Genomic DNA, 24,361 nt, shown 5'->3' on the forward strand with positions numbered 1-24,361 from the left:
CCGGGCACCCGCGCGGGCCGTCTGCGGCGGGCCGGGCCGCACGCGGTTCAACGTCCGGCGCCGGGTGACACCCGCCCTGCCCCGCACCGCCCCGCACCGCCGCTCGAACCGGCCGAGGCGACCCTCGGAGTCCACGGTCCTGGCCTTCCCCGTGCGGAAGGGATGGCTTCGGGCGCACGACGCGGAGCGTCACGGTGAACCGGACAGGCCGTCCTCGTCGACGATGTGCATGGCGGCCTCCTCCGCGGACGCCGCCGCGCCGTCGATGCCCACGTCGGTGGCGATCAGCGCGCTCTCCTCGTCCTCGTGCACCCCCTCGTCGGGGGCCACCAGCCGGCCGGAGCGGACGGCGCCGACCTCGTTGTCCAGGGGTTCCCCGTCGGTGCCGTCGCAGTCGCCGATGCCGTCGCCGTCGGGCGGCGCGAGGTCGGGCAGTTCCTCGGCGAGCCGCTGGTCCAGGGTCTCCCCCTCCTGGCGTTCCGCCGCCGTGACCCCGACGTGGTCCACGGCCCAGGGCCTCTCCGGAGGGGACCAGCCCCGGTCGAGGGGGTCGTCGACCCCGTCGTAGTCCAGGGTGTCCTCCGCATCCAGCACACCCGAATCCTCCCGGATCTCGGACGCGTCTGGCTGGTAGACGTCGTCTCCCCATCCTTCGGCGCTGGTCACGGTACCTCCAGGTGCTGGGGACGGGCCCTTCTCGCCGCGGTCGGCGGCAGGCCGCCGGGACGCGGGGCACAGACCGCGCACGCGGAGGGACCGACGCTCCCCGGGCGCTCCCCGAGCCGGTGCCGATTTCCAGCCTTCCACCCCGGTTCGGGGCTGCGCAACGCCACGGCGCGTGTGCCGGGGCGATCGGGAGCCCGGCGGGCCGGCGTTACTCACCCACCGCGCCGTACGACGCCCCGGTCACCGCCCCCGGTCACCGCTCCCGGCAACCGCGCACGGTCACCCGTGCCACGACCTCCACAGCGCTGCGTAGGCGCCCTCCGCCGCGACCAGTTCGTCGTGGCTGCCCAGCTCACTGATGCGGCCGTTCTCGACGACGGCGATGACGTCGGCGTCGTGGGCGGTGTGCAGGCGATGGGCGATGGCCACGACGGTGCGGCCGTCGAGGACCCGGGCCAGCGACCGTTCCAGGTGCCGGGCCGCCCGCGGGTCGAGGAGCGAGGTCGCCTCGTCCAGGACCAGCGTGTGCGGGTCGGCGAGCACCAGCCGGGCCAGCGCGATCTGCTGGGCCCGGGCGGGGGTGAGCGCGAGCCCTCCCGAGCCGACCTCGGTGTCCAGTCCCTCGTCGAAGGCGCGGGCCCAGCCGTCGGCGTCGACCGCGCCGAGCGCCGCCCACAGCTCCGCGTCGGTGGCGTCGGTGCGGGCCAGCAGCAGATTGTCGCGCAGCGAACCCACGAAGACGTGGTGCTCCTGGTTGACGAGGGCCACGTGCGAGCGCACCCGCTCGGCGGGCATCCGGGCCAGTTCGGCGCCGCCGAGCAGGACCCGGCCGTCCCGGGGCGCGTAGACGCCGGCGAGCAGCCTGCCCAGGGTGGACTTGCCGGCGCCCGACGGGCCGACCAGCGCCAGCCGGGTGCCGGGGGCGACCTGGAGGGACACCTCGCGCAGGACGTCCACGCCCTCCAGGTAACCGAAGCGGACCCGGTCGGCGTGCACGTCCCGCCCGTCGGGGACCACCGAGGCGTCACCGGCCGCCGGCTCGATGTCCCGCACCCCTACCAGGCGGGCCAGCGACACCTGCGCCACCTGCAGTTCGTCGTACCAGCGCAGGATCAGTCCCACGGGGTCGATGAGCATCTGCGCGATCAGCGCGCCGGTCGTCAGCTGCCCGACCCCGATCCAGCCGTGCAGGACGAACACACCGCCGATGATCAGGATCGAGGACAGGACCGTCACATGGGTGACGCTGATGACCGGGAACAGCACCGACCGCAGCCAGAGCGTGTAGCGCTCCCAGGCCGTCCACTCCTTGATCCGCCGTTCCGACAGCGCGGTGCGGCGCGGGCCGAGCCGGTGGGCCTCGACGGTGCGCCCGGCGTCCACGGTCTCGGCGAGCGCGGCGGCGACGGCCGCGTACCCGGCGGCCTCCGACCGGTAGGCGGCCGGCGCCCGCCGGAAGTACCAGCGGCAGCCGACGATCAACAGTGGCAGCGCCAGCAGAACGACCGGGGCCAGCGGCGGAGCGGTGACGACCAGCCCGCCCAGCAGCAGCGTGACCCACACCACGCTGATGGACAGCTGGGGCACGGCCTCGCGCATCGCGTTGGCCAGCCGGTCGATGTCGGTGGTGATCCGGGACAGCAGGTCGCCCGTCCCGGCTCGTTCCAGGACGCCCGGCGGCAGGGCGACCGACCGCACCAGAAAGTCCTCGCGCAGGTCGGCCAGCATCCGCTCGCCGAGCATCGCCCCGCGCAGCCGCACCTGCCGCACGAACACGGCCTGCACGGACAGCGCGAGCAGGAACAGCCCGACGGTGAGTTCCAGATGGAGTTCCCGCGCTCCGTCCGACACGCGCTGCACGAGACCGCCCAGCAGCCAGGGGCCGACCATCGAGGCGCCGACGGCCACCGTGTTGACGGTGACGAGCAGCAGGAAGGCCCGGCGATGGCGCCGGAACAGTTCGGCCACGTAGGCGCGCACGGTCGCGGCGGCGCCGACCGGCAGGGTGTTCGCCGTCGTCGGGGCCGCCGGGTCGTACGCCGGCGGTGCCACGCCGATCATGCCGACTCCTCGATCTCTGCCAGGACGACCCGCAGGGCGCCGTCATCGTTCATGTCCGGTGCGCGCGGGGCGTCGGTGCCTGTGCCCCGTCCGCGGGGGGCGTCGGTGCCTGTGTCTCGTCCGCGGGGAACGTCAGCGTCTGTGTCTCGTCCGTGCAGGGCGGCGCGGGCGTCCACGTCCCGCGAGGCTGTTTCGGCGGCCGTCTCGCGGGACACCACCGCCCCGTACCGGGGCTCGGTGCGGACGAGCTCCCGGTGCCGGCCGACCGCCGCGACCTCGCCTTCGTGCACCAGCACGACCCGGTCCGCACGATCCAGCAGCAGCGGCGACGAGGTGAACACCACCGTCGTGCGGCCTGCCCGCAGATCCCGTACGCCCTGCGCGATCCGCGCCTCCGTGTGCGAGTCGACGGCGGAGGTCGGCTCGTCCAGGACGAGCACCTCCGGGTCCGTGACCAGGGACCGGGCCAGCGCGAGTCGTTGGCGCTGGCCGCCGGAGAGCGACCGGCCGCGCTCGGTGATGCGGGCGTCCATCGGGTCCGCCGCGTCGAGCGACCCCTGGGTGAGCGCCGCCAGCACGTCCGCGCACTGCGCCGCTGCCAGCGCCTCGGCCGCCGACACCTCCCCGGAGGCGGGGACGTCGAACAGCTCACGCAGCGAGCCCGACAGCAGGACGGGGTCCTTGTCCTGGACGAGGACGGCCGCCCGGGCCGAGTCGAGCGGCAGATCGTCCAGCGGCACCCCGCCCAGCAGCACCGACGTGCCCTTCTCGGCGGGATGTGCGGGGTGCCCGCCCAGCCGTTCGGCCAGCCGCCCGGCAGCGTCCGGGTCGCCGCACACCACGGCGGTCAGCAGGCCCGCGGGCGCGAGCAGACCGGTCTCCGGGTCGTACAGCTCTCCGGCGGGGAGGCCGTCGGCGCCCGTGCCCGCGGTGTCCGTGGCCCGCTCCAGCGACAGCACGCGCGCCGCCCGCCTGGCCGAGGGCCGCGAGAAGGAGTAGGCCATCGCGATCTCCTCGAAGTTGCGCAGCGGATAGGTCAGGACCATCACCGAGCTGTAGACGGTGACCAGTTCGCCCACGGTGACCCGGCCCTCGCGGGCCAGACGGACGCCGTACCAGACGACCGCGATGAGCAGCAGCCCCGGCAGCAGTACCTGGATCGCGGAAATCAGCGACCACATGCGGGCGCTGCGCACCGCGGCCCGCCGCACCTCCTGGGAGGCACGGCGGTAGCGGTCGAGGAACAACTCCTCACCGCCTATGCCGCGCAGCACGCGCAGACCCGCGACGGTGTCCGAGGCCAGTTCCGTGGCCCGGCCCGCCTTCTCGCGCTGGAGGTCGGCGCGCCGGGTCGCCCGCGGCAGCAGCGGGAGCACCGCCACCGCCAGCACCGGCAGGCCCACGGCGACGACGGCACCGAGCGCCGGCTGGTAGACGACGAGGGCGACGCAGACCAGCACGACCGTGACCGCTGCCGCGGTGAACCGGGAGACGGCCTCGACGAACCAGCCGATCTTCTCGACGTCGCCCGTGGAGACGGCGACCACCTCGCCGGCCGCGACGCGCCGGGTCAGCGCCGAGCCCAGCCGGGCCGCCTTGCGGGCGAGCAGTTGCTGCACGCGGGCGGCCGCGGTGATCCAGTTGGTGACCGCGGCCCGGTGCAGGAATGTGTCGCCGACCGCGTTGCCGGCACAGACGAGTGCCAACAGCCCGCCCGCCAGGGCGAGTCGGCTACCGGAGCGGTCGACGACGGCCTGCACGGCGATGCCCACGCAGAACGGCAGCGCGGAGACCGAGGCGAAATGCAGCAGTCCCCAGGCGAACGACGCGAACTGTCCACCGAGCTGATTCCGGGCCAGCCACCACAGAAATCGCGGCCCGGAGCGCGCGTCCGGCAGGCCGGGGTCGGAATAGGGAAGATCTTGGATCTGCATGACGGATGACGTCCCGGAAGCTCGTGTCAGGGACCCGGAGGCTCGGGTCGTGAAGGGTCGTGAAGGGGCGAGAAGGAGCGGGGAGGGCGGGAAGGGGCGGGAGGGGGAACAAGGACGAACCGCGCGGTGTGGCAGCAAACCGTGAAAGGCTCGCGTCAGAAAGCGGTCGGAGGCAAACGGTTTTCGACGCCACCGCTCAGAACCGGCTGTCGTGTCCGGTTCGCCGCAGCCGACGGTGCGACCATGGGGCGATGCACAGCGGCAGCCGTGTCCGGCACGCGATCGTCACCACAGCGGCCCTCTTCGGCCTCCTGGCCTCCCTGACCGTCCTGTCCGGATGCGACGGCGCACGCCACGCCGGAGGAGGCGACGGCGCGGACTCCCGGTCCGCCGGCCACCCCGCCGTCGACCACACCCGCGTTCCGGGCATCGGCGACCGTCTGCTGCGCAGGATCCCCGCCGGCTCCCGCCAGGTACTGGCCGTCTACGGCGAAGGCCGGGACTCCGCCGACTCCACCGCCGTTCTGTACACGAGGCACGGCATCTCCTGGCAGCGGGTCCGCGGCTGGCCCGCGCACAACGGCAAGAAGGGCTGGACCACCGACCATCACGAGGGCGACAACCGCAGTCCCGTGGGCGTGTTCACGCTCACCGACGCGGGCGGTGTCCTCCCGGACCCCGGGACGAGGCTGCCCTACACACGCTCCGCCGCCTTCGCGGCCCCCCGCTGGTGGGCCAGGTCGCACTGGCACGACTTCGACTACGTCATCGCCATCGACTACAACCGCGTCGAGGGCAGGCCGCCCAACGACCCGGCCCGACCGGAGGGCCAGGAGAAGGGCGGCGGCATCTGGCTGCACATGGACCACGGCAGCGGCACGTCGGCCTGCGTCAGCCTGTCGAAACCGGCGATGGAGTACCTGCTGCGCACCCTCGACCCGGCCAGCCGTCCGGTGGTGGTGATGGGGGACCGGGCCCACCTGAAGGACTGAACGACGTCGTGCCCGGCTCGCCACGGCACGAAGACGAGCGGCACGAAGACGGGCGACGCGACGCCGGGCAGCACGAAGACGGGCGACGCGAGGGGCGGCACGAAGACGGGCGGCGGAACGATACAGCGGCCCGTGCTCAGCAGGTGCTGCCCCGCTCGGGCGCCCCCTCCACCAGCGTGTCCAGCAGGTCGCCGAGCACCTCGCGCTGCTCGCCGGTGAGCGGCGCGAGGATCTCCTCGGCGGCCGACCTGCGGGCGCCGCGCAGCTCCCGCAGGGCCTTGCGTCCGTCGTCCGTGAGCTCGATCCGGATCACCCGGCGGTTGGCCGGATCCGGCACCCGGCGCACCTTGCCGCTCGCCTCCAGCCCGTCCACCAGCGTCGTCACCGCCCGCGGGACCACCTCCAGGTGCTCGGCCAGGTCGGCCATGCGGGGCGGCGAGCCGAAGTGCGCCAGGGTGCGCAGCAGCCGGGACTGGGCCGGGGTGACGCCCAGGCCGCACTGCTCGATGTGGCGCTTCTGGATGCGGTGCACGCGGCGCGTGAACCGCAGCAGCTGCTCGGCGAGCAGGCTGTCCGGATCGGGGGTCGTCATACCGGAACAATAACAGGACCTGGTTCATTGTGAGTATAGGTAACAATGAGCTAAGCTCCGTTCGTTCTCGTCCTCTCACTCCCCGTAGGAGCCCATGCATCCCGACCACGAACCCCGCTGGACCCCGCCGGCCGACGCCAAGGAGCAGCCCCGGCAGGTCCGCCGCATCCTGCGACTCTTCCGCCCCTACCGCGGGCGCCTCGCCGTCGTCGGCCTCCTGGTCGGCGCCGCGTCCCTGGTCTCGGTCGCGACCCCCTTCCTGCTGAAGGCGATCCTCGACGTCGCCATCCCCGAGGGCCGCACCGGGCTGCTCAGCCTGCTCGCGCTCGGCATGATCGTCAGCGCCGTCCTCACCAGCGTCTTCGGCGTGCTGCAGACCCTGATCTCCACGACGGTCGGCCAGCGCGTCATGCACGACCTGCGCACCGCCGTCTACGGCCGTCTGCAGCGCATGTCGCTCGCGTTCTTCACGCGCACGCGTACCGGCGAGGTGCAGTCCCGCATCGCCAACGACATCGGGGGCATGCAGGCCACCGTCACCTCCACCGCCACCTCCCTGGTCTCCAACCTGACCAGCGTGGTCGCCACGATCGTCGCGATGATCGCCCTCGACTGGCGCCTGACCGTCGTCTCTCTCCTGCTGCTGCCGGTCTTCGTGTGGATCAGCCGCCGCGTCGGCAACGAACGCAAGCGGATCACCACCCAGCGCCAGAAGCAGATGGCGGCGATGGCGGCCACCGTCACCGAGTCGCTCTCCGTCAGCGGCATCCTGCTGGGCCGCACCATGGGCCGCTCCGACTCGCTCACCCGGACCTTCTCCGACGAGTCCGAGCGCCTGGTCGACCTGGAGGTGCGGGCGAACATGGCCGGCCGCTGGCGCATGGCCGTGATCACCATCGTGATGGCCGCCATGCCGGCCGTCATCTACTGGACCGCGGGGATGGCCCTGCAACTCGGCGGACCCGAGGTCTCGATCGGCACGATCGTCGCCTTCGTCTCGCTCCAGCAGGGCCTGTTCCGCCCGACCGTCAGCCTGCTGTCGACCGGCGTGCAGATCCAGACCTCCCTCGCGCTGTTCCAGCGCATCTTCGAGTACCTCGACCTGCCGATCGACATCACCGAGCGGGACAACCCCGTCCGCATCGACCGGATCAAGGGCGAGGTCCGCTTCGAGGGCGTCGGGTTCCGCTACGACGGTCAGGACGGCCGCGACGGCAGGAGCGCCCCGATCCTCGACGGCATTGACATCGCCGTCCCCGCGGGCAGCAGCCTCGCGGTCGTCGGCCCGACCGGGGCCGGCAAGTCGACGCTGGGCTACCTGGTGCCGCGCCTGTACGACGTGACGGGCGGGCGGGTCACCCTCGACGGGGTCGACGTCCGCGACCTCGACTTCGACACCCTCGCCCGCGCGGTCGGCGTCGTCTCGCAGGAGACGTACCTCTTCCACGCCTCGGTGGCCGACAACCTCCGCTTCGCCAAGCCGGACGCCACCGACGAGGAACTGCGGGCGGCGGCCGAGGCGGCGCAGATCCACGAGCACATCGCGTCGCTGCCCGACGGCTACGACACGGTCGTCGGCGAGCGCGGCCACCGCTTCTCCGGCGGTGAGAAGCAGCGCCTGGCCATCGCCCGCACCATCCTGCGCGACCCGCCGGTGCTGATCCTCGACGAGGCCACCAGCGCCCTGGACACCCGTACCGAGCACGCCGTCCAGGAAGCCATCGACTCCCTGTCGGCCGACCGCACCACGATCACCATCGCGCACCGCCTGTCCACGATCCGCGGCGCGGACCAGATCGTGGTCCTCGACTCCGGGAAGGTGGCCGAACGGGGCACGCACGAGGAACTGCTGGAGCAGGACGGACGGTACGCCGCGCTCGTACGCCGGGATGCCCAACTGGAGCCGACAAGCTGAAAATATGCCGGGTTTGTGGCGGTATGCGGGTTAACGTGCCCGCATGCAGACGAACAATCCGCCTCGGAACACGATCCGACTGACGCGCCGGGGCCGGCTCGTCCTCATCGCGACCGGAGCCGTCGTGGCCGGCACCGCCGTGGCGGTGCCGCTGCTGACCCGGGAGGGGAACGGCGACACCCGGCCCACCTCGCTGGTGATCCCGGAAGGCTGGCGGGCGAGCCAGATCTACGCGGCCGTCGACAAGGCCCTCGCCCTGCCCCCGGGCAGCACGCGGAAGTCGCTCCCGAAGGCGAACCTGAAGCTGCCGAACGACGCCCGGGGCAACCCCGAGGGGTATCTCTTCCCGGCGACGTATCCACTGCCCGAGAAGGCGACTCCGGAGTCCCTGCTGTCGGCCATGACCGAGAACGCCGGAAGGAAGTTCAACGGCGCCCCGATCGCCGCCGGCGCGCAGCGCAACGCGATGAACGTCTACCAGGCGGTCACCATCGCCAGCCTCGTCCAGGCCGAGGCCGCCACCAAGGCCGACATGGGCAAGGTGGCGCGGGTCGTCTTCAACCGGCTGGAGCGCGGCATGCCGCTGCAGATGGACTCCACCGTCAACTACGCGCTCAACCGCGGGAAGGAGCGGACGACCGAGAACGACACCCGGATCGACAGCCCCTACAACTCGTACCAGCGCATGGGTCTGCCGCCCACGCCCATCGACAACCCGGGGGTGGACGCCATGCGCGCGGCGATCAGTCCGACGCCGGGCGACTGGCTGTACTTCGTCACCGTCAAGCCCGGCGACACCCGCTTCACCGCCAGCTACGCCGAGCACCGGCGCAACGTCGCCGAGTCCGACGCCCGCCGCCGTGGCGGAAAGCCGGCGCGATGACCGGGAGGCCGTCCGCCTCGGCAGTGCCGCCGCGGGGCGTCACGCGGCGACGGCCGGCTCCGGCTCCCCGGCGAGCAGGCGCCTGATGTCACGGACGGCGGCCCGGCCGGCCCGGTTGGCCCCGACGGTGCTGGCCGACGGCCCGTAGCCGACCAGGTGGACGCGGGGATCGGCGACCGCGCGCGTCCCCTCCATCCGGATACCACCGCCCGGTTCACGCAGCCGCAGCGGCGCCAGATGGTCGATCGCCGCCCGGAACCCGGTGGCCCACAGGATGACGTCGGCGGCGACGTGCCGCCCGTCCTTCCACTCCACCCCGTCCGGTGTGATCCGGTCGAACATCGGCTGCCGGTCGAGCACCCCGTCCGCGATCGCCTGCCGTACCGCGTCGTTCAGGGCCAGCCCGGTCACCGACACCACGCTCCGCGGCGGCAGCCCCTGCCGGACCCGCTCCTCCACCAGCGCGACGGCCGCCCGGCCCACGTCCTCGGTGAAGGGACCCTCGCGGAAGACCGGCGGCCGGCGGGTCACCCAGGTGGTGGCGGCCGCGTACGGGGCGATCTCCATCAGGTGCTGGGTGCCGGACGCGCCGCCGCCCACCACGACCACCCGCTGCCCGGCGAACTCCTCGGGCCCGGGGTACTGCGCCGTGTGCAACTGCCGTCCGAGGAAGGTCTCCTGACCGGGGTAACGCGGCCAGAACGGCCGCTCCCAGGTGCCGGTCGCGTTGATCAGCGCCCGCGTCGACCAGGCGCCGGCCGAGGTCTCGACGAGCAGCCGGCCGCCCGCGCCCTCCCGCACGGCACGCACGTCGACCGGCCGCCGCACGGGCAGGCCGAAGGCGCGCTCGTACGCGGCGAAGTACTCGGCGATCACCTCGGAGGACGGCCGCGCGGGATCGGCGTCCGTCAGCTCCATCCCCGGCAGCGAGTGCATTCCGTGCACCTTGCCGTACGTCAGCGACGGCCACCGGAGCCGCCAGGCGCCGCCCGGACCGGGGGAGTGGTCCAGCACCACGAAGTCGCGCTCCGGCTCGAAACCGGTACGACGCAGGTGGTAGGCGCCGGACAGGCCGGCCTGACCGGCGCCTATGACGACGACCTCGACCTCGCGCACGTTGTTCACGTTTCCACCAACCATGCTCGGGTCACGGGTCTTCCCGCCGCTCGGCACCCGTGGGCGCCGGACAGGTGGAACACCCGGAGCATGGGCCAGGATGGGGGCATGTCAGATGCCTTCACCACCCGAGTCCTGAACGTGGCCTCCGGCTCCCGCGAGCGGGTCGTGGACCTCACGCGCGACTGCGAAGCCTTCCTGCGGGAGGCGGCGGCCGGCCGTGACGGCCTGCTGAACGTCTTCGTCCCCCACGCCACCGCCGGCATCGCGATCATCGAGACCGGGTCCGGCAGCGACGACGACCTCCTCGCCGCCCTGCACACCCTGCTGCCCGCCGACGACCGGTGGCAGCACCGGCACGGCAGCCCCGGCCACGGCCGCGACCACGTCCTGCCGGCGTTCGTGCCGCCGCACGCCACGCTGCCGGTGCTGGGCGGCCGGCTGGAACTGGGCACCTGGCAGTCGGTGTGCCTGGTCGACACGAACCGGGACAATCCCGATCGAAAGGTGCGCTTGAGCTTCCTGGCGTGAAGAATCCGGCCCCCGACGGCGACCTGGCCTCCCGAACACCGGCCGACCGCGAGATCATGGAGGTGACCCATACGAGTCCGGTCAAGGAGAGCGTGATGGGAACGTACGAAGATGTCTTCCGCGCCAGCCTCGAAGCCCCGGAGACCTTCTGGCTGAAGGCGGCGCAGGGCATCGACTGGGAGGTGTTCCCGTCGCGGGCCCTGGACTCCACCGGTGCCCCCTTCCACCGCTGGTTCCCGGACGGGCGGCTGAACGTCTGCTTCAACGCGCTCGACCGGCACGTCGAGGCCGGCCGCGGCGAGCAGCCCGCGCTCGTCCACGACTCCCCGGTCACCGGCACCCGCCGCACCTACACCTACGCCGGCCTCCGGGACGAGGTGGCGGCCTTCGCCGGAGCGCTCACGCAGCTCGGCGTGGGACCCGGCGACCGGGTGGTGATCTACATGCCGATGGTCCCCGAGGCGGCCGTGGCGATGCTGGCCTGCGCCCGTATCGGCGCCGTCCACTCGGTCGTCTTCGGCGGTTTCGCCCCGCCCGAGCTCGCGGTCCGCATCGACGACGCCACCCCCAAGGTGGTCGTCTCCGCCTCCTGCGGCATCGAGGGCAAGCGCGTCATTCCCTACAAGCCGCTGCTGGACCGGGCGATCGAACTCGCCGCCCACAAGCCGGAGAAGTGCGTCGTCCTGCAACGCCCGCAGGCGGAGGCCGAGCTGGGGCCGGACGACCTCGACTGGAACGATGCGGTCGCCGACGTCGAGCCGGCCGGCTGCGTCCCCGTGGCCGCGACCGACCCGCTCTACATCCTCTACACCTCCGGAACGACCGGGAAGCCCAAGGGAGTCGTCCGCGACTGCGGCGGCTACGCCGTCGCGCTGCGCTGGTCGATGGACGCCGTGTACGACGTGGGCCCGGGCGAGACCATGTTCACCGCCTCCGACGTGGGCTGGGTGGTCGGGCACTCGTACATCGTCTATGCGCCGCTGCTGGCGGGCGCGACCACGATCCTGTACGAGGGCAAGCCGGTCGGTACGCCGGACGCGGGCCAGTTCTGGCGGGTGGCCGCCGAGTACCGCGTCAAGTCCATGTTCACGGCGCCGACCGCCTTCCGCGCCATCCGCAAGCAGGACCCGGAGGGCGCCCTCGCCGCGCAGTACGACCTCTCCCACCTGCGCTACCTGTTCCTCGCCGGTGAGCGCCTCGACCCCGAGACCTACCGCTGGGCGAGCGAACTGCTGGACATCCCGGTGATCGACAACTGGTGGCAGACGGAGACCGGCTGGCCCATCGTCGCCAACCCGGTCGGCATCGAGGCAGCCCCCGTCAAACCCGGCTCGCCCACCTTCCCGCTGCCGGGCTGGGACGTCCGCGTCGTCGGCCCCTCGGGGCAGCCGCTCCCGGCGGGCGTCGACGGCGCGATCGTCGTCAGGCTCCCGCTGCCGCCCGGCGCCCTGCCCACCCTCTGGAACGACGACGCGCGCTACGTCGCCTCCTACCTCTCCGCCTTCGACGGCTACTACCTCACCGGCGACAGCGGCCACATCGACGAGGACGGCTACGTCTTCGTCATGGGCCGCACCGACGACGTCATCAACGTCGCCGGGCACCGGCTGTCCACCGGCAGCATGGAGGAGGCCCTGGCCTCCCACCCCGACGTCGCCGAGTGCTGCGTCATCGGCGTCGCCGACGCCCTCAAGGGACAGGTGCCGCGCGGCTTCGTCGTGCTGAAGGCGGGCAGCGACCGTGATCCCGAGGAGGTCGAGGCCGAACTCGTCCAGCTGGTGCGCGAGCGGATCGGCGCCGTCGCCTCCCTCAAGGACGTCGCCGTCGTGCCCGCGCTGCCCAAGACCCGCTCGGGCAAGATCCTGCGCAAGACGATGCGAGGCATCGCCGACGGACAGGAGGAACCCATCCCCTCCACGGTGGACGACCCGAGCGTCATCGAGACGCTCCGCCCGGTCCTGCGCCGCACCGGCCAGCCGGGCTGAGCGGGACATCGCGCGCGGGGCGGGACTGGGCGGGCGGGGCTTCTACGACGCCGGGCGCGCCGAGTCGATCCCCTGCCGCACCGCCCTGGCCCAGGGAGGTACCCCACCGGGTCGGTCCGCATGGACTCGAAGTCCATGCGGGCCACCTCGCGGTACAGGTGCTCGACCGGAGACGGTCCCGCGCATGCCGCCGCTCTCGATGACCAGGGCCAGGCGCGGCCGTCGCGGCGTTCGCCGGGGTTGCTGCCGTCACAGACCTCGTACGGCGGGCGGTTCTCATGCTCACACGGGCCCGTCGCCCGCGGCGGCCGGGTGTGCCGGCCTCCACGGGCGACGGTCTCAGCCTTGTGGGATCCCCTTGCGCGCCAGGTACTTCGCGCGCCCCCGCCGGCCGATCGCCTCCGCCGGGCCCAGCAGGTGCGGCACCACCCACGGGAACGACTCGAGGATCCGGCACAGGACCGAGTCGCTGTACGGAAGGTAGTGCTCGAGGCGGCGCCGGCGCAGCGCACGCTCGAAGACCCGCGCGACGTCGTCGGCCGTGCTCACCTTGCCCAGGAAGTTGAGCAGGCTGCCGTCGTGTGTCGCCTCGTGGAGCAGCATCGGGGTGTCGACGGCGCTCGGGTAGATTCCGCTGACCGCGACCCCGCTCCCGCGCAGTTCGGCGCTCAGCGCCGCGAGATAGGCGCGCAGCCCCGCCTTGGCGGCCGAGTACGCCGCCGAGCCGGGGAGCGCGAGAATGCCGCCCGTCGACACCGTGGCGACGATGTGCCCCCGGCCGCGCGCCTTCATGACGCGGGCCGCGGACGCCGCGACCTCCGTGACGGACCCGAGCATGACGTCGAGCTGGAGGCGGAGCCGGGCGGCCGAGGAGTCCACGACGTCCCCGGGAACGATCACGCCGGCGTTCAGGAAGACCAGTTCCAGCCGGTCGGCCCAGTCCTCCTCGATCCGTGCGCACAGCGCCGCCACCGCGTCCCGGTCGGACAGGTCGCAGGCGACGGGGACGGCGTCCGCTCCGGCCGCGAGGGCCGCTTTCCCAGCGAGTGTCTCGTCGCGCTCGACGCACAGCAGGGTGCCGCCCTGTGCGGCGAGCCGGGCGCAGACGGCCTCGCCGATCCCGCCGGCCGCGCCGGTGACGAGCGCGAGGAACGGACGGTCAGACATGGGTGGGCTCCTTCGGCGGTTCGGATGTGCGGTTCGAGGAGGTCGGGGATGTCGAGGAGGTCGAGGAGGTACCGGCCGGCGCGTCGGCGCGCAGGCCGTCGTAGGTGCGGTCGTCGACGTCGTGCCAGCCGAACCGGTCGCGGAACTGCGCGAGGTAGGCCATGTACGTCGAGCGCTCGACGTAGTTGGTGTGCCGCGGGCTGTCGACGTACTTGACGCCACCGCGCAGGTCCGGGGTGTCGGTGCGCTTGAGCTCGGTCAGCTCGTCCTTGCGGACGCCGGTCTCCCGCGCGTTGATGTCGATCATGATGAGCTGGGCCATCTCGTCGAACCGCTTGTACGCGGCGTCCGCGAACTCGACGAAGCCCAGCACGTACAGGGAGTCCAGCTCCCGCGAGAAGACGTTGAGGTACAGCTGCGGGTGGCCGTGCTTCCACTCCAGCAGTCCCTGGTCGAGGAACGGCATCCGGTACTCGTAGCCGGTCGCGAGGAGGATCTCGTCGACCTCGGCCTCGCTGCCGTCGGCGAACACCACGCCGGTCTCGGTCAGGCGCGCGATGTCCGGCTTGGCGACCAGGTCGCCGTGCGCGAGGTGGTGCAGCACCTGGGTGTTCATGATGGGGTGGCTGCTCAGCGCGTCGTGGTCCGGCGCCGGGAGTCCGAAGCGGGTCAGGTCGCCGACGAGCGAGTCGAGCATCGCGTTGACGTCGCTGGAGAGCACGACACCCTTCGGCGGGTCGAGCTTCCCGGTGAGCAGGGCGTCGGTCGGCAGACCGGCGACGTGCTTGGGCACGAACCGGTAACCACGCCGCACCGACAGGTACGCCGTCTCCGCGTGCCGTGCGGCGTCGCAGGCGATGTCGACGCCGGAGTTGCCCGCGCCCACGATGAGCACCCGCTTGCCGCGGAACTCCAGGCCGTCCCGGAAGGTGACCGAGTGCCTGATCGTGCCGCGGAAGACCTCCTGTCCGGGCAGGGCGACCTCGTTGGGGTGCCAGGTGACGCCGGGGCAGCAGATGAGCCCGTCGTACTCGCGGACCGTGCCGTCGGAGAGCGTGACCCGCCACCGGTCGTCGGCGATCGGCTCGGCGGACGTGACCTCGGTGCTGAAGCGGACGTGCCGGTGGAGGTCGTACTGGCGGCCGAAGTCCCTGATGTAGTCGCGGATCTCCCGCCAGCGCGGGTAGTCCGGGAAGTGCGCGGGCATGGGCGCGCCGTAGAAGCCGCTGGTGTACTTGGAGCTGATGAAGTGGCAGCTGTCGTACATCGGGCTGCCGGCGAAGTCCGGGTCCCAGATCCCGCCGAAGTCCGGATTGCGCTCGTACCAGTCGAACGGCACGCCTTCGCGCAGCAGGTTGCGCGCCATGATCATCCCGGACGGTCCGGCGCCGACGACGCAGTAGCGCCGGGTGTACGCCGGCCGCTCGTCCGGGGTGCGCCGGTCGGGGCGGTGCCGGTTCCTGGTGCCGGCCAGTTGGGTGTAGGCGAGCGGGCGCCGGGAGCGCAGTCGCAGCGCGGCGACGACACCGGCGGCGGCCGTGACGACGATCAGCAGCGGAACGGCGTTGACGATCACGTTGTCCGAGCCGGTCAGGGTCTCGTAGTTGGTGGAGGCCAGGACGAACGCCGTCCCGAGTCCGAGCGCGCCGACCACCGGCGCCACGACGCCGGAGAACGGCCGCCGGTCGCCGCGGCCGCGGAAGAACAGCGCGACCGCCAGCGCCGTGCAGGCCTGGACGAGGACGATCGACAGCGTGCCCAGGCCGACGACCGCCGCGGCGATCGTCTCGTAGGGGTCCGCGCCCGCCAGACCCATCACGCCGACGACGCCGACCGTGACGGCGGTGACGACGGTGCTGCCGATGTGCGGGCTCTGGTGCACCGGGTGGTAGCGGCCGAGGGCCCGCGGCGCGACCTGCTCCCAGCCGAGCGCGAACAGGTAGCGGCTCGCGGCGTTGTGCAGCGCGATCCAGGAGGCGAGGACGCTCATGCACAGCAGCACCGCGCAGGCGTCGAGCAGCACGGTCCCGCCGTACTGCTGGGCGAGGGTGAAGACCAGGTTGCCCAGATCCTTGCGGGCCCGCGCCGGCGCCGCGGTGCCGCCGGCGCCGCCGATCACGATCCACGCGGTGAGCACGTAGAAGACGGCGATCGAGGTCACCGAGATGTACAGCGCGCGCGGGATGCTGCGCGCCGGGTCTCCGGTCTCCTCCCCGTACAGGGCCGCCGACTCGAAGCCCACGAAGCTCGTGAAGGCGAACATCAGCGCGATGCCGAGCGAGCCGCCGAACAGCTGGCCCGCCGAGAAGGACTCGGCCGGGAACGCGGCGCCGCCCTGGTGCCCGACGACGAGGACGTCGAGGACGAGCAGGACGGCGAACTCGAGGGCCATGAGGATGCCGAGGAAGCGCGCCGAGACGTCCGCGCTGCGGTGCCCGAACGCGGCCACGACCACCACCCCGGCCGCGGTGAACACGCCCCACGGGACGTCGACGCCGGACTGGGCGAAGACCAGGGAGGTGAAGTACCCGAACACCGCGGCCATCCCGACCGCGAGCGAGAGGTAGCCCAGGGCGGCGATGTACGCGGTGGCGACGCCGGCCTGCTTGCCGAGGCCGCGGGCGACGAAGACGTAGAACGCGCCGTCGTTCACGACACGCCTGCTCATCGCCGAGTATCCGACGGCGAAGCACAGCAGGACCGCGGCCGCCAGGATGTACGCGGCGGGCAGCGATATGCCGTTGCCACGGACGAGTGCGAGGGGTGCGTTGCCGGAAATGGCGGCCATGGGGGCCGCGGCGGCGATGACAAGGAAGACCACCCGGCGGGTGGACAGTACGCGGCGCGCTCGGCCCTTGCCCGCTTCGGGCGCGCCTGTGCTGGGCGCGGAACGTTCGCCTTGCTGATCGGTTCTCACGGTGCCTCCTCTTGCTGTGCTCGGCGAGGTTGGGCGTGAGCGTACGCGGCGTTTGGTCGGCTGACCAGATATCTTGGTCACGTGACCAAACCGAGACGCCGTGCGAGACTGAGGCCCATGGATGCCGAACCCGTCGAGTCCGGGCAGTCGCCGAGCAGACGCCGTCGCGCGCAGCGCGCCACGAGCGAGGAACTCGTCACGGCGGCCATCCGGGTCATCGGCCGGGAGGGCGTCGCCGCGGCCACGACCCGCAAGATCGCCGAAGAGGCCGGCGTTCCGCAGGGCACCGTCCACTACTGGTTCACCGACAAGAACGAACTGCTCCAGGACGTGGTCCTCGCCATCGTCGAGCGCCTGCGGAAGTCGGTCGCCGCGGGTGACCGGCTGGACGGCGTCGTGACGCCCGACGACCTGCGGGCGGGCCTGCGCGCCGCGTGGGCCGAGGTGTCCGGCGACGACCCCGGCACCCAGCTCGGGTACTACGAACTCACCGCGCTCGCGCTGCGGAACCCGTCCATGCGCGAACTGGCCAGGCGCCAGTACCGCAGCTACCGGGACCTGGCGGCGCACACCCTCGCGCCCCTGCTCGTGGACGTCGAACCCGGGCGGGCCGCCGCGCTCGCCCAGCTCGTGGCCGTCACCTTCGACGGCCTCGCCCTGGCCTGGCTCGCCGATCCCGAGGGCACGCGGCCCGAGCAGGTCCTCGACCTGCTCGCCGACGCGGTTCTCCAGGCGAAGGAAGCCGGCCGCGGCGTCGCCGCGCAGGCGGACGCCGGAGCCTGACGGCAGGAACGGCCGGTCGCCGAGTCACGTCGGCGCCGCGCCGGGCGAGGAAGGCGCGGGCCCGCGGGCCCGCGGGCCCGCGGGCCCGCGGCGGCCGGTCCGGGCCGTGCTCCGGGGCAGGGCACCCGGTGGGCCCGGCCTCCGTGCGCCGCTGAACGGGCGCGTCGTGCCGCGTGTGCCACCGGCCACCTGACGCCCGTCGGCTGAACGCCGTCGCCGACTACTGCCGGACGGCCACGCACGGGCGGTCGGCCACGCGCGGGCGGTCGGCCACGCACGGGCGGTCCGGCGTGCGCAGGCGGTCGGCCACGCGCAGGCGATCGGCCGGGCCCGCGCCCGTTCCCGGCTGTCGTCGGCCGCCGGCCTCGGACACGGTGTCGACCTCGACCGGCCCGGGGATCCCCGGCAGGGCCTGCCCGGTTCCGGAGCGGTGAGCCGGGTTCATGTCCGTGGTCGGAGCTCCGGCCCGGCGGCCGGGCGCGTCGGGGCCGCGGCATGCGCGCACCCCGCGGCCGGGGCCGGAGTCGGTTGAAGGTAACACCGATGCAATCCTTGCGAAAGAGCTTTCACGCACCGCGTTCCACTGTTGCCTGGTCAACTCCGTTTTCTGTGAGAAGGGTTGACCTCCGGTAACCCGCGGCTTACGGTCTCGACGAAATTTCTTGCAGCAAGAACCATCGACGAGGCCTTCCCTGGCACGGCGCGTTGTCACACGAGGCCGCCTCCGGTATCACCCCCTCCGGAACTGGAGAAAACATGGCCAGAAAGACCGTGGCCGCTGCACTCGCCCTGGTGGCGGGAGCCGCTGTGGCCGTCACGGCACCGACGCCGGCGCAGGCAAGCGCGCCCGGCGGCAAGGACGTCACCGCGGTGATGTTCGAATGGAACTTCGCGTCCGTCGCGAAGGCCTGCACGGACGAGCTGGGCCCCGACGGGTACGGGTACGTCCAGGTCTCCCCGCCCAACGAGCACATCCAGGGCAGCACCTGGTGGACGGCCTACCAGCCGGTCAGCTACAAGATCGGCACCAAGCTCGGCGACCGCTCGGCCTTCAAGAACATGGTCGACACCTGCCATGCGGCGGGCGTCAAGGTGGTCGTCGACAGCGTGATCAACCACATGGCGAACGCCTCAGGCACCGGCACCGCCGGGTCGTCCTTCACCAAGTACGACTACCCCGGCACGTACTCCGCCGCCGACATGGACGACTGCACGGCCAACATCACCAACTACGCCGACCGCTGGAACGTCCAGCACTGCGAACTGGTGGGCCTGCCCGACCTCGACACCGGTGAGGAGTACGTCCGCAAGACCATCGCCGGCTACCTGAACGACCTGCTCTCCCTCGGCGTCGACGGCTTCCGCATCGACGCCGCCAAGCACATCGCCGAGGACGACCTCGCCAACATCAAGTCCCGCCTGAGCAACCCGGGCGTGTACTGGAAGCAGGAGACCATCGGCGCCTCCGGCGAGGCGGTCCAGCCGTCCGAGTACTACAACACCGGCGACGTCCAGGAGTTCCACTACGGCTACGACCTGAAGCGGGTCTTCAACAACGAGAAGCTCGCCGAGCTGAAGAACTTCGGCGAGGCCTGGGGCTACGTCCCCAGCGGCAAGGCGTCCGTCTTCGTCACCAACCACGACACCGAACGCAACGGCGGCACCCTCACCTACAAGGACGGCGCCAACTACACCCTGGCCCACGTGTTCATGCTGGCCTGGCCCTACGGCTCGCCCGACGTGCACTCCGGCTACGAGTTCAGCAACACCGACGCCGGCGGGCCGAACAACGGCCAGGTGAACGCCTGCTACACCGACGGCTGGAAGTGCCAGCACGCCTGGCGCGAGATCGCGAGCATGGTCAAGTTCCGCAACACGGCCGCCGGCACGGCGGTGACCAACTGGTGGGACAACGGCAACAACCAGATCGCCTTCGGCCGCGGCGACAAGGCGTACGTCGTCATCAACCACGAAGGCGCCACGCTGAGCCGTACCTTCCAGACCTCCCTGCCCTCCGGCAGCTACTGCGACGTGCAGAGCGGCAAGGGCGTCACGGTCAACTCCTCCGGGCAGTTCACCGCGACGCTGGGCGCCAACACCGCGCTCGCCCTGCACGTGGGGGCGAAGAACTGCGACACCACCACCCCGCCCGACCCGGCGCCCACCGCCGGCGCCTCCTTCAACGTCAACGCCACCACCCAGTGGGGCGAGAACATCTACGTCGTCGGCAACACCTCGGCCCTCGGCAACTGGAACACCTCCGCCGCCCTCAAGCTGGACCCGGCGAGCTACCCCGTCTGGAAGCTCGACGTGTCGATGCCCGCGGGAACGTCCTTCGAGTACAAGTACATCCGCAAGGACGCGAACGGCGCGGTCACCTGGGAGAGCGGCTCCAACCGCACGGCCACGGTCCCGTCCAGCGGCGTGATCACGCTGAACGACACCTGGCGCGGCTGACCGCCGCTTCCCCCGGCACACCCGCACCGGACCGCCCCGGCACCTGCACCGGACCGTCCGGCCGCCTCACCGCGGCCGGGCGGTCCGGCTTCTCCGCAGGTTCGCCCCGTCGCTTCAGCGCCTCGTCCGTCAGCACCACGAGCGTGCCCCCCAAGCCCGCCTCCCAAGCCCGCTGGTCACTCCTGCTTCTCGCCGGAGGCGAACCGCGAGATGACCAGGGCGACGATGATGATCGCCCCGTTGAGGAACTGGTTCCACAGCGGGGGCACGCCCGCCAGCGTCATGACGTTGACGACGAGCTGGAGCGTCAGTACGCCGGTGAGCGCGCCGAAGACGGACCCCTTGCCGCCGTTGAGGCTGACCCCGCCGATCACGGTCGCGGCGAAGACCTGGAAGATCCAGCCGCTGCCCTGGGTGGCGGAGATGGAGCCGTAGTGGCCGCTGTACAGGACACCGGCGAACGCGGCCAGCAGGCTGCCGAGGACCAGCACCGCCCACACGATCCGGTCGACCTCGATGCCGGCCGTGCGAGCCGCTTCCGTGTTGCCGCCGATCGCGTACAGCGCCCGGCCGTGGCGCAGCCAGGCCAGCGCACTGCCGCCGAGGGCGAACAGCACCGCACAGATCCAGATCGCGGCCGGCGCACCCAGCCAGGACGCTCTGCCCAGGTAGGTGAAGGAGGAGGGCAGTGCGACGATGGACTGGCCCTGGGAGAGGGCCACCTGAAGGCCGCGCAGCATGGTCAGCATGCCGAGGGTGACGATGAAGCCGTTGAGGCGCAGCTTCAGGATCAGGAAGCCGTTCACCGCGCCGATCACGACGCCGACCAGCAGGCAGAGCGGTACGGCAGTCCACTCGGGCAGCAGTCCGAGCCCGTCGAACCGGCCGCCATGGGCCGGCAGCACCAGCCAGACCGCGATGACCGGCGCCACGCCGATGGTGGACTCCAGGGAGAGGTCCATCCGCCCGGAGATGAGGATCAGCGCGGTGGCGAGGACCAGCAGGCTCAGCTCCGTGGACTGCTGGGCGACCCCGATCAGGTTGTCGGCGGTCAGGAAGGCCGGCGAGACGATGAAACCGATCACCGTCAGCACGAAGATGGCCGGGATCAGGGACAGTTCACGGAAGCGGCCGAGGCGGAGCCCGCGCCGGGTGTCCCCGGCGACGGCCTGTGCGGTGTTCGCCGTGGAGTCGGTGACATCTGTGGTGGCGGACATGACTACCCTTCGTGCTCTTCGGTGTCGGATGCTCCGTGCCCGCCGGCCACGCCCTCCATGGCGGCGACCAGTTCCTCGTCCCTCCAGCCGTGCTCGAACTCGGCGACCGTCCGGCCGTGGAACATGACGACGACCCGGTCGCACGCCCTGAGGTCGTCCAGTTCGTCGGAGACGATCAGCGCGGCCTTGCCGCCGTCCGCCACCTGCCGGATCCGGTTCAGGAGGAACTCCTTGGACCTGACGTCCACTCCGTTGGTGGGGCGGATGGCCACCAGTACGTGCGGGTCGGTGGCCAGGGCCCGGGCGACCACGACCTTCTGCTGGTTGCCGCCCGAGAGCGCCGACACCGGGGTGGCCGCGCTCGGCGTCTTGATGCCCAGGTCACGGATCATCCGCTGGGCGAACGAGCGGGTGCGGGCGGGCAGGACCGTGCCGTAGGGGCCCAGTTGGCCGGTGACCGTCAAGGTGGCGTTCTCCGCCACGCTGCGGCCGTTGACCAGGCCCTGCAGATGCCGGTCCTCGGGGACCAGACCGACCCCCGCGGCGAGCGCGGACGGAATGCTGCCGGTGCGGACGGACCGTCCGGCGACCGAGATCGTGCCGGCCGCGGCGCGGTGCAGACCGGCGATGGCCTCGCCGACCCGGACGTTGCCGCTCGCCGTCGCGCCGGCGAGCCCGACGACCTCGCCCGCGCCGACGGACAGCGAGAGGCCGCGGCAGACGCCCTCCAGCGTCAGGCCGTCGACCGTCAGCAACTCCCCGGCGTCGGCCCGTCTCGCCGCGGGACCGGTTCCGGCGAAGACTCCGGTGGCCGCTGACTCACCGGTCATGGCCTCCACGAGCGCCTGGTGGCCCAGGTCGGCCACGGGCGCGGTGAGGATGTGGGCGGCGTCGCGGTAGACGGTGACCGTGCCGCAGAGGTCGTACACCTCTCGCAGGTGGTGCGAGATGAAGAGGAATGCGACGCCCTGGCTCCGCAGGTCGCGGAGCTTCTCGAAGAGCCTTCCGATGCCCCGCGCGTCCAGCTTCGCGGTCGGCTCGTCGAGGATGATGAAGCGCGCGCCGAACGACAGCGCCCGGGCGATCTCGACGAACTGCCGCTGCTCGACGGAGAGATCTCCGGCCCGTGCGGTGGGCTCTACATCCACGCCGTACTCGCCGAGCAGTTCCTCGGCCCGGCGCCTGAGAGCCTTCCAGCGGATGGGGCGCAGCGCGCGGTCGCTCTGCCGGTTGAGGAAGAGGTTCTCGGCGACGGTGAGGTCCTGGATGATGGTGGACCGCTGGTAGACACAGGCGACCCGGGAGCGCCAGGCGGCGATGTCCCCGAAACCGGGCGCCGGTTCGCCGGAGAAGCGCAGGGTGCCGGTGTCGGGCTGCTGCAGCCCCGTGAGGACCGACACGAGCGTCGACTTGCCGGCGCCGTTGCGGCCGACCAGCGCGTGTGCCTCACCGGCGGTGACGGTGATGCGTGCGTCCCGCAGGGCGACGGTGGCGCCGAACCGCTTGCTGATTCCGGCGGCCTCGGCCACCGGGACGGGGGGCCCGTCGCCGTACACGGGGACGGTCGCGGTGTCCGCCATGGTGGATACCCTCCTTCAGGTGGAGTGACCGGGGCCTGTCCGGCGGCCGGGCCGGAGCGGGTCTGGAGGCCCCGAGGCCCTGGACGCGGGGGCGGCGCGGGTGGGGCGGAGGCGACAGGCGCGCCCGGCTGTTCCGCGCGCGTGCCGCCCGGCGGCTCACTGGCTGACGGTGTTTCCCCACAGGCTCTTGTCGTCCACGTTGTCCTTGGTCACCAGCGGCGCGGGCAACTGGTCCTCCAGCCCGCCCGGGATCTTGACGATGACGGAGTCGTGGTCGGTCTTGCCGGGCTCGAAGGTCTTGCCGTCGGCCGCGGCCTGGGCGTAGTACAGCGCGTACTTGGCGTAGAGGTCCGCGGGCTGGGAGACGGTGGCGTCGATCCGGCCCTTGCGGATGGCGTCGAACTCCTGCGGGATGCCGTCGTTGGAGACGATCGCGATGTGGCCCTTGCTGCCGGCGGGCTTGAGCAGGCCCTTCTGCTGCAGCAGGGCCAGGGTCGGCTGCAGGAAGGCACCGCCGGCCTGCATGTAGACGCCGTTGAGGTCGGGGTGCTGGGCGAGCAGGCTCTGCAGCTTGGCGGAGGCCACGTCGCCCTTCCAGTCGGTGGGCAGCTCGAACACCTTGACGGCCGGGAACTTCTCCTTCATGCAGGCGGCGAACGCCTCGGAACGGTCCCGCCCGTTGATGGAGTCCAGGGCGCCCTGGAGTTCGGCCACCTTGCCCCTGCCGCCGAGCTGCTTGCCGAGGAACTCGCAGGCCTTGATGCCGTAGGCCTTGTTGTCGGCGCGCACCACCATGTAGACGTCTCCGCTGTCCGGCCGGGTGTCGACGCTGACCACGGGGATCTTCTTGGCCGCGAGGGCGTCGAGGGTGGAGGCGATGGCACCGGTGTCCTGCGGGGCCATGACAACCACCTTGGCGCCCGTGTTCTCGAACACCTGGACGTTGGCGACCAGTTTGGTGATGTCGTTCTGCGAGTTGCTCAGCGGCAGCGCGTTGATGCCGTCGCTCTTGATGCCCTTCTTCAGGTACTGCGCGTAGGAGTTCCAGAAGTCGGTGTCGGAACGCGGCAGGTCGATTCCGATGGCGGGCCTGTCACCGCCCGAGCCCGCCGCGCCGCCGCTGCTGCGGTTGCAGGCGGTGACGAGAGAGAGGGCCGCCAGGACGGTTCCTGCGACCGCGGCGGTTGAGCGCGTGCGAGCGAGCTTCATGACCGTGTTCTCTCCTTAGCCTGACGAGAGGCCGCGGACGACGCCGACAGGACGCGGGTCGCCCGGTGTCCGGGCGGATGGCGCGTGATTCCTCCGATGTATCTCGGGATGTCGAGGACGTTACGGTGGCCTTGCGGATGCTGACAAGGGGGGCGTCGCGACGATTTGCGGCCGGTGGCCGCGAGTTCGTCCATGCCGGTGTTTCTGGCGCGCGATGTGCCCGGAAAACAACAAATATGACGAACCGTCAGATGTGCGCGGGCCGGCTCGCGGGGTGCACGCGCCCGAGGGGTCCGTTGCCAGGCAGTCGTAGGGCGTCTACAGTCACGTTGCTGTCATTCCTCCGATGAATCCAT

Annotated in this window: 17 protein-coding genes and 1 pseudogene; 7 read left to right on the forward strand and 11 right to left on the reverse strand. The window is 71.9% G+C overall.

Annotated elements, in window-relative coordinates; translation table 11 throughout:
- Positions 1-75: 75 nt before the first annotated feature.
- From AB0G63_RS10265 to AB0G63_RS10280, 4 genes and pseudogenes are all read right to left on the reverse strand, one after another.
- Positions 76-174, reverse strand: a pseudogene (locus AB0G63_RS10265) (50S ribosomal protein L31); the annotation flags it as partial.
- A 15-nt stretch (positions 175-189) separates the two neighbouring features.
- Complete coding sequence (locus AB0G63_RS10270; protein WP_360747232.1) at positions 190-666, reverse strand: DUF5709 domain-containing protein; 477 nt, start codon at positions 664-666, stop codon at positions 190-192.
- Positions 667-945: 279 nt separating this feature from the next.
- Positions 946-2,727, reverse strand: a complete 1,782-nt coding sequence (locus AB0G63_RS10275) for an ABC transporter ATP-binding protein (RefSeq protein ID WP_360747235.1) — start codon at positions 2,725-2,727, stop codon at positions 946-948.
- Entirely contained in the window at positions 2,724-4,661 is a 1,938-nt protein-coding gene (locus AB0G63_RS10280) for an ABC transporter ATP-binding protein (RefSeq protein ID WP_360747238.1), read from the reverse strand. Before AB0G63_RS10280 ends, AB0G63_RS10275 begins: the two co-directional genes overlap by 4 nt.
- Positions 4,662-4,912: 251 nt before the next feature.
- Between AB0G63_RS10280 and AB0G63_RS10285 the strand changes: the two genes are divergently transcribed.
- A complete protein-coding gene (locus AB0G63_RS10285) occupies positions 4,913-5,653 on the forward strand; it encodes a L,D-transpeptidase family protein (protein WP_360747240.1) in 741 nt (246 codons plus the stop codon).
- 136 nt (positions 5,654-5,789) lie between these two features.
- Here the strand turns inward: AB0G63_RS10285 and AB0G63_RS10290 are convergent, their stop codons facing one another.
- Positions 5,790-6,245, reverse strand: a complete 456-nt coding sequence (locus tag AB0G63_RS10290; protein ID WP_360747243.1) for a MarR family transcriptional regulator — start codon at positions 6,243-6,245, stop codon at positions 5,790-5,792.
- 94 nt (positions 6,246-6,339) lie between these two features.
- Between AB0G63_RS10290 and AB0G63_RS10295 the strand changes: the two genes are divergently transcribed.
- Entirely contained in the window at positions 6,340-8,160 is a 1,821-nt protein-coding gene (locus AB0G63_RS10295; RefSeq protein ID WP_360747246.1) for an ABC transporter ATP-binding protein, read from the forward strand.
- Between the two features lie 43 nt (positions 8,161-8,203).
- On the forward strand, positions 8,204-9,043 hold the full coding sequence (gene mltG, locus AB0G63_RS10300; protein WP_360747250.1) for an endolytic transglycosylase MltG: 840 nt from the start codon (positions 8,204-8,206) through the stop codon (positions 9,041-9,043).
- Between the two features lie 39 nt (positions 9,044-9,082).
- Here mltG and AB0G63_RS10305 read toward each other — a convergent pair whose 3' ends face one another.
- Positions 9,083-10,168 (reverse strand): NAD(P)-binding domain-containing protein, encoded by a 1,086-nt coding sequence (locus tag AB0G63_RS10305; RefSeq protein WP_360747253.1) that lies wholly within the window; start codon positions 10,166-10,168, stop codon positions 9,083-9,085.
- A 99-nt stretch (positions 10,169-10,267) separates the two neighbouring features.
- On the opposite strand from AB0G63_RS10305, the gene AB0G63_RS10310 reads away from it, so the two are divergent.
- A complete protein-coding gene (locus tag AB0G63_RS10310; RefSeq protein WP_360747255.1) occupies positions 10,268-10,690 on the forward strand; it encodes a secondary thiamine-phosphate synthase enzyme YjbQ in 423 nt (140 codons plus the stop codon).
- A 95-nt stretch (positions 10,691-10,785) separates the two neighbouring features.
- Positions 10,786-12,675 carry a propionyl-CoA synthetase gene (locus AB0G63_RS10315; protein WP_360747428.1) on the forward strand — a complete coding sequence of 630 codons (1,890 nt, stop codon included), beginning with the start codon at positions 10,786-10,788 and terminating at the stop codon, positions 12,673-12,675.
- 339 nt (positions 12,676-13,014) lie between these two features.
- Here the strand turns inward: AB0G63_RS10315 and AB0G63_RS10320 are convergent, their stop codons facing one another.
- Positions 13,015-13,842: an SDR family oxidoreductase gene (locus AB0G63_RS10320; RefSeq protein ID WP_360747258.1), complete on the reverse strand. Its 828-nt coding sequence runs from the start codon at positions 13,840-13,842 to the stop codon at positions 13,015-13,017.
- The gene (locus AB0G63_RS10325) at positions 13,835-16,759 is read right to left on the reverse strand and encodes an amino acid permease (protein WP_360747261.1); all 2,925 of its coding nucleotides are present in this window, start codon (positions 16,757-16,759) and stop codon (positions 13,835-13,837) included. Before AB0G63_RS10325 ends, AB0G63_RS10320 begins: the two co-directional genes overlap by 8 nt.
- Positions 16,760-16,876: 117 nt before the next feature.
- Here AB0G63_RS10325 and AB0G63_RS10330 point away from each other — a divergent pair, with 117 nt between their 5' ends.
- Both AB0G63_RS10330 and AB0G63_RS10335 read left to right on the forward strand, forming a co-directional pair.
- Entirely contained in the window at positions 16,877-17,542 is a 666-nt protein-coding gene (locus tag AB0G63_RS10330; RefSeq protein WP_360747264.1) for a TetR/AcrR family transcriptional regulator, read from the forward strand.
- A gap of 756 nt (positions 17,543-18,298) precedes the next feature.
- Positions 18,299-19,999 (forward strand): carbohydrate-binding module family 20 domain-containing protein, encoded by a 1,701-nt coding sequence (locus AB0G63_RS10335; protein WP_360747267.1) that lies wholly within the window; start codon positions 18,299-18,301, stop codon positions 19,997-19,999.
- A gap of 176 nt (positions 20,000-20,175) precedes the next feature.
- Here the strand turns inward: AB0G63_RS10335 and AB0G63_RS10340 are convergent, their stop codons facing one another.
- From AB0G63_RS10340 to AB0G63_RS10350, 3 genes are all read right to left on the reverse strand, one after another.
- Entirely contained in the window at positions 20,176-21,216 is a 1,041-nt protein-coding gene (locus tag AB0G63_RS10340) for an ABC transporter permease (protein ID WP_360747270.1), read from the reverse strand.
- A 2-nt stretch (positions 21,217-21,218) separates the two neighbouring features.
- Positions 21,219-22,796: a sugar ABC transporter ATP-binding protein gene (locus tag AB0G63_RS10345; protein WP_360747273.1), complete on the reverse strand. Its 1,578-nt coding sequence runs from the start codon at positions 22,794-22,796 to the stop codon at positions 21,219-21,221.
- A 156-nt stretch (positions 22,797-22,952) separates the two neighbouring features.
- Positions 22,953-24,005: a sugar ABC transporter substrate-binding protein gene (locus AB0G63_RS10350; RefSeq protein WP_360747276.1), complete on the reverse strand. Its 1,053-nt coding sequence runs from the start codon at positions 24,003-24,005 to the stop codon at positions 22,953-22,955.
- Positions 24,006-24,361: the final 356 nt, after the last annotated feature.

This window comes from Streptomyces sp. NPDC020996, assembly GCF_040641355.1.
Classification (GTDB): Bacteria; Actinomycetota; Actinomycetes; order Streptomycetales; family Streptomycetaceae; genus Streptomyces.

Excerpts from the sequence above, each read along its gene's own strand:
- AB0G63_RS10275 (WP_360747235.1), bottom strand. The coding sequence starts at position 2,727 with ATGATCGGCGTGGCACCGCCGGCGTACGACCCGGCGGCCCCGACGACG.
- AB0G63_RS10280 (WP_360747238.1), bottom strand. The coding sequence starts at position 4,661 with ATGCAGATCCAAGATCTTCCCTATTCCGACCCCGGCCTGCCGGACGCG.
- AB0G63_RS10285 (WP_360747240.1), top strand. The coding sequence starts at position 4,913 with ATGCACAGCGGCAGCCGTGTCCGGCACGCGATCGTCACCACAGCGGCC.
- AB0G63_RS10290 (WP_360747243.1), bottom strand. The coding sequence starts at position 6,245 with ATGACGACCCCCGATCCGGACAGCCTGCTCGCCGAGCAGCTGCTGCGG.
- AB0G63_RS10295 (WP_360747246.1), top strand. The coding sequence starts at position 6,340 with ATGCATCCCGACCACGAACCCCGCTGGACCCCGCCGGCCGACGCCAAG.
- mltG (WP_360747250.1), top strand. The coding sequence starts at position 8,204 with ATGCAGACGAACAATCCGCCTCGGAACACGATCCGACTGACGCGCCGG.
- AB0G63_RS10310 (WP_360747255.1), top strand. The coding sequence starts at position 10,268 with ATGTCAGATGCCTTCACCACCCGAGTCCTGAACGTGGCCTCCGGCTCC.
- AB0G63_RS10315 (WP_360747428.1), top strand. The coding sequence starts at position 10,786 with ATGGGAACGTACGAAGATGTCTTCCGCGCCAGCCTCGAAGCCCCGGAG.
- AB0G63_RS10320 (WP_360747258.1), bottom strand. The coding sequence starts at position 13,842 with ATGTCTGACCGTCCGTTCCTCGCGCTCGTCACCGGCGCGGCCGGCGGG.
- AB0G63_RS10330 (WP_360747264.1), top strand. The coding sequence starts at position 16,877 with ATGGATGCCGAACCCGTCGAGTCCGGGCAGTCGCCGAGCAGACGCCGT.
- AB0G63_RS10335 (WP_360747267.1), top strand. The coding sequence starts at position 18,299 with ATGGCCAGAAAGACCGTGGCCGCTGCACTCGCCCTGGTGGCGGGAGCC.
- AB0G63_RS10340 (WP_360747270.1), bottom strand. The coding sequence starts at position 21,216 with ATGTCCGCCACCACAGATGTCACCGACTCCACGGCGAACACCGCACAG.
- AB0G63_RS10345 (WP_360747273.1), bottom strand. The coding sequence starts at position 22,796 with ATGGCGGACACCGCGACCGTCCCCGTGTACGGCGACGGGCCCCCCGTC.
- AB0G63_RS10350 (WP_360747276.1), bottom strand. The coding sequence starts at position 24,005 with ATGAAGCTCGCTCGCACGCGCTCAACCGCCGCGGTCGCAGGAACCGTC.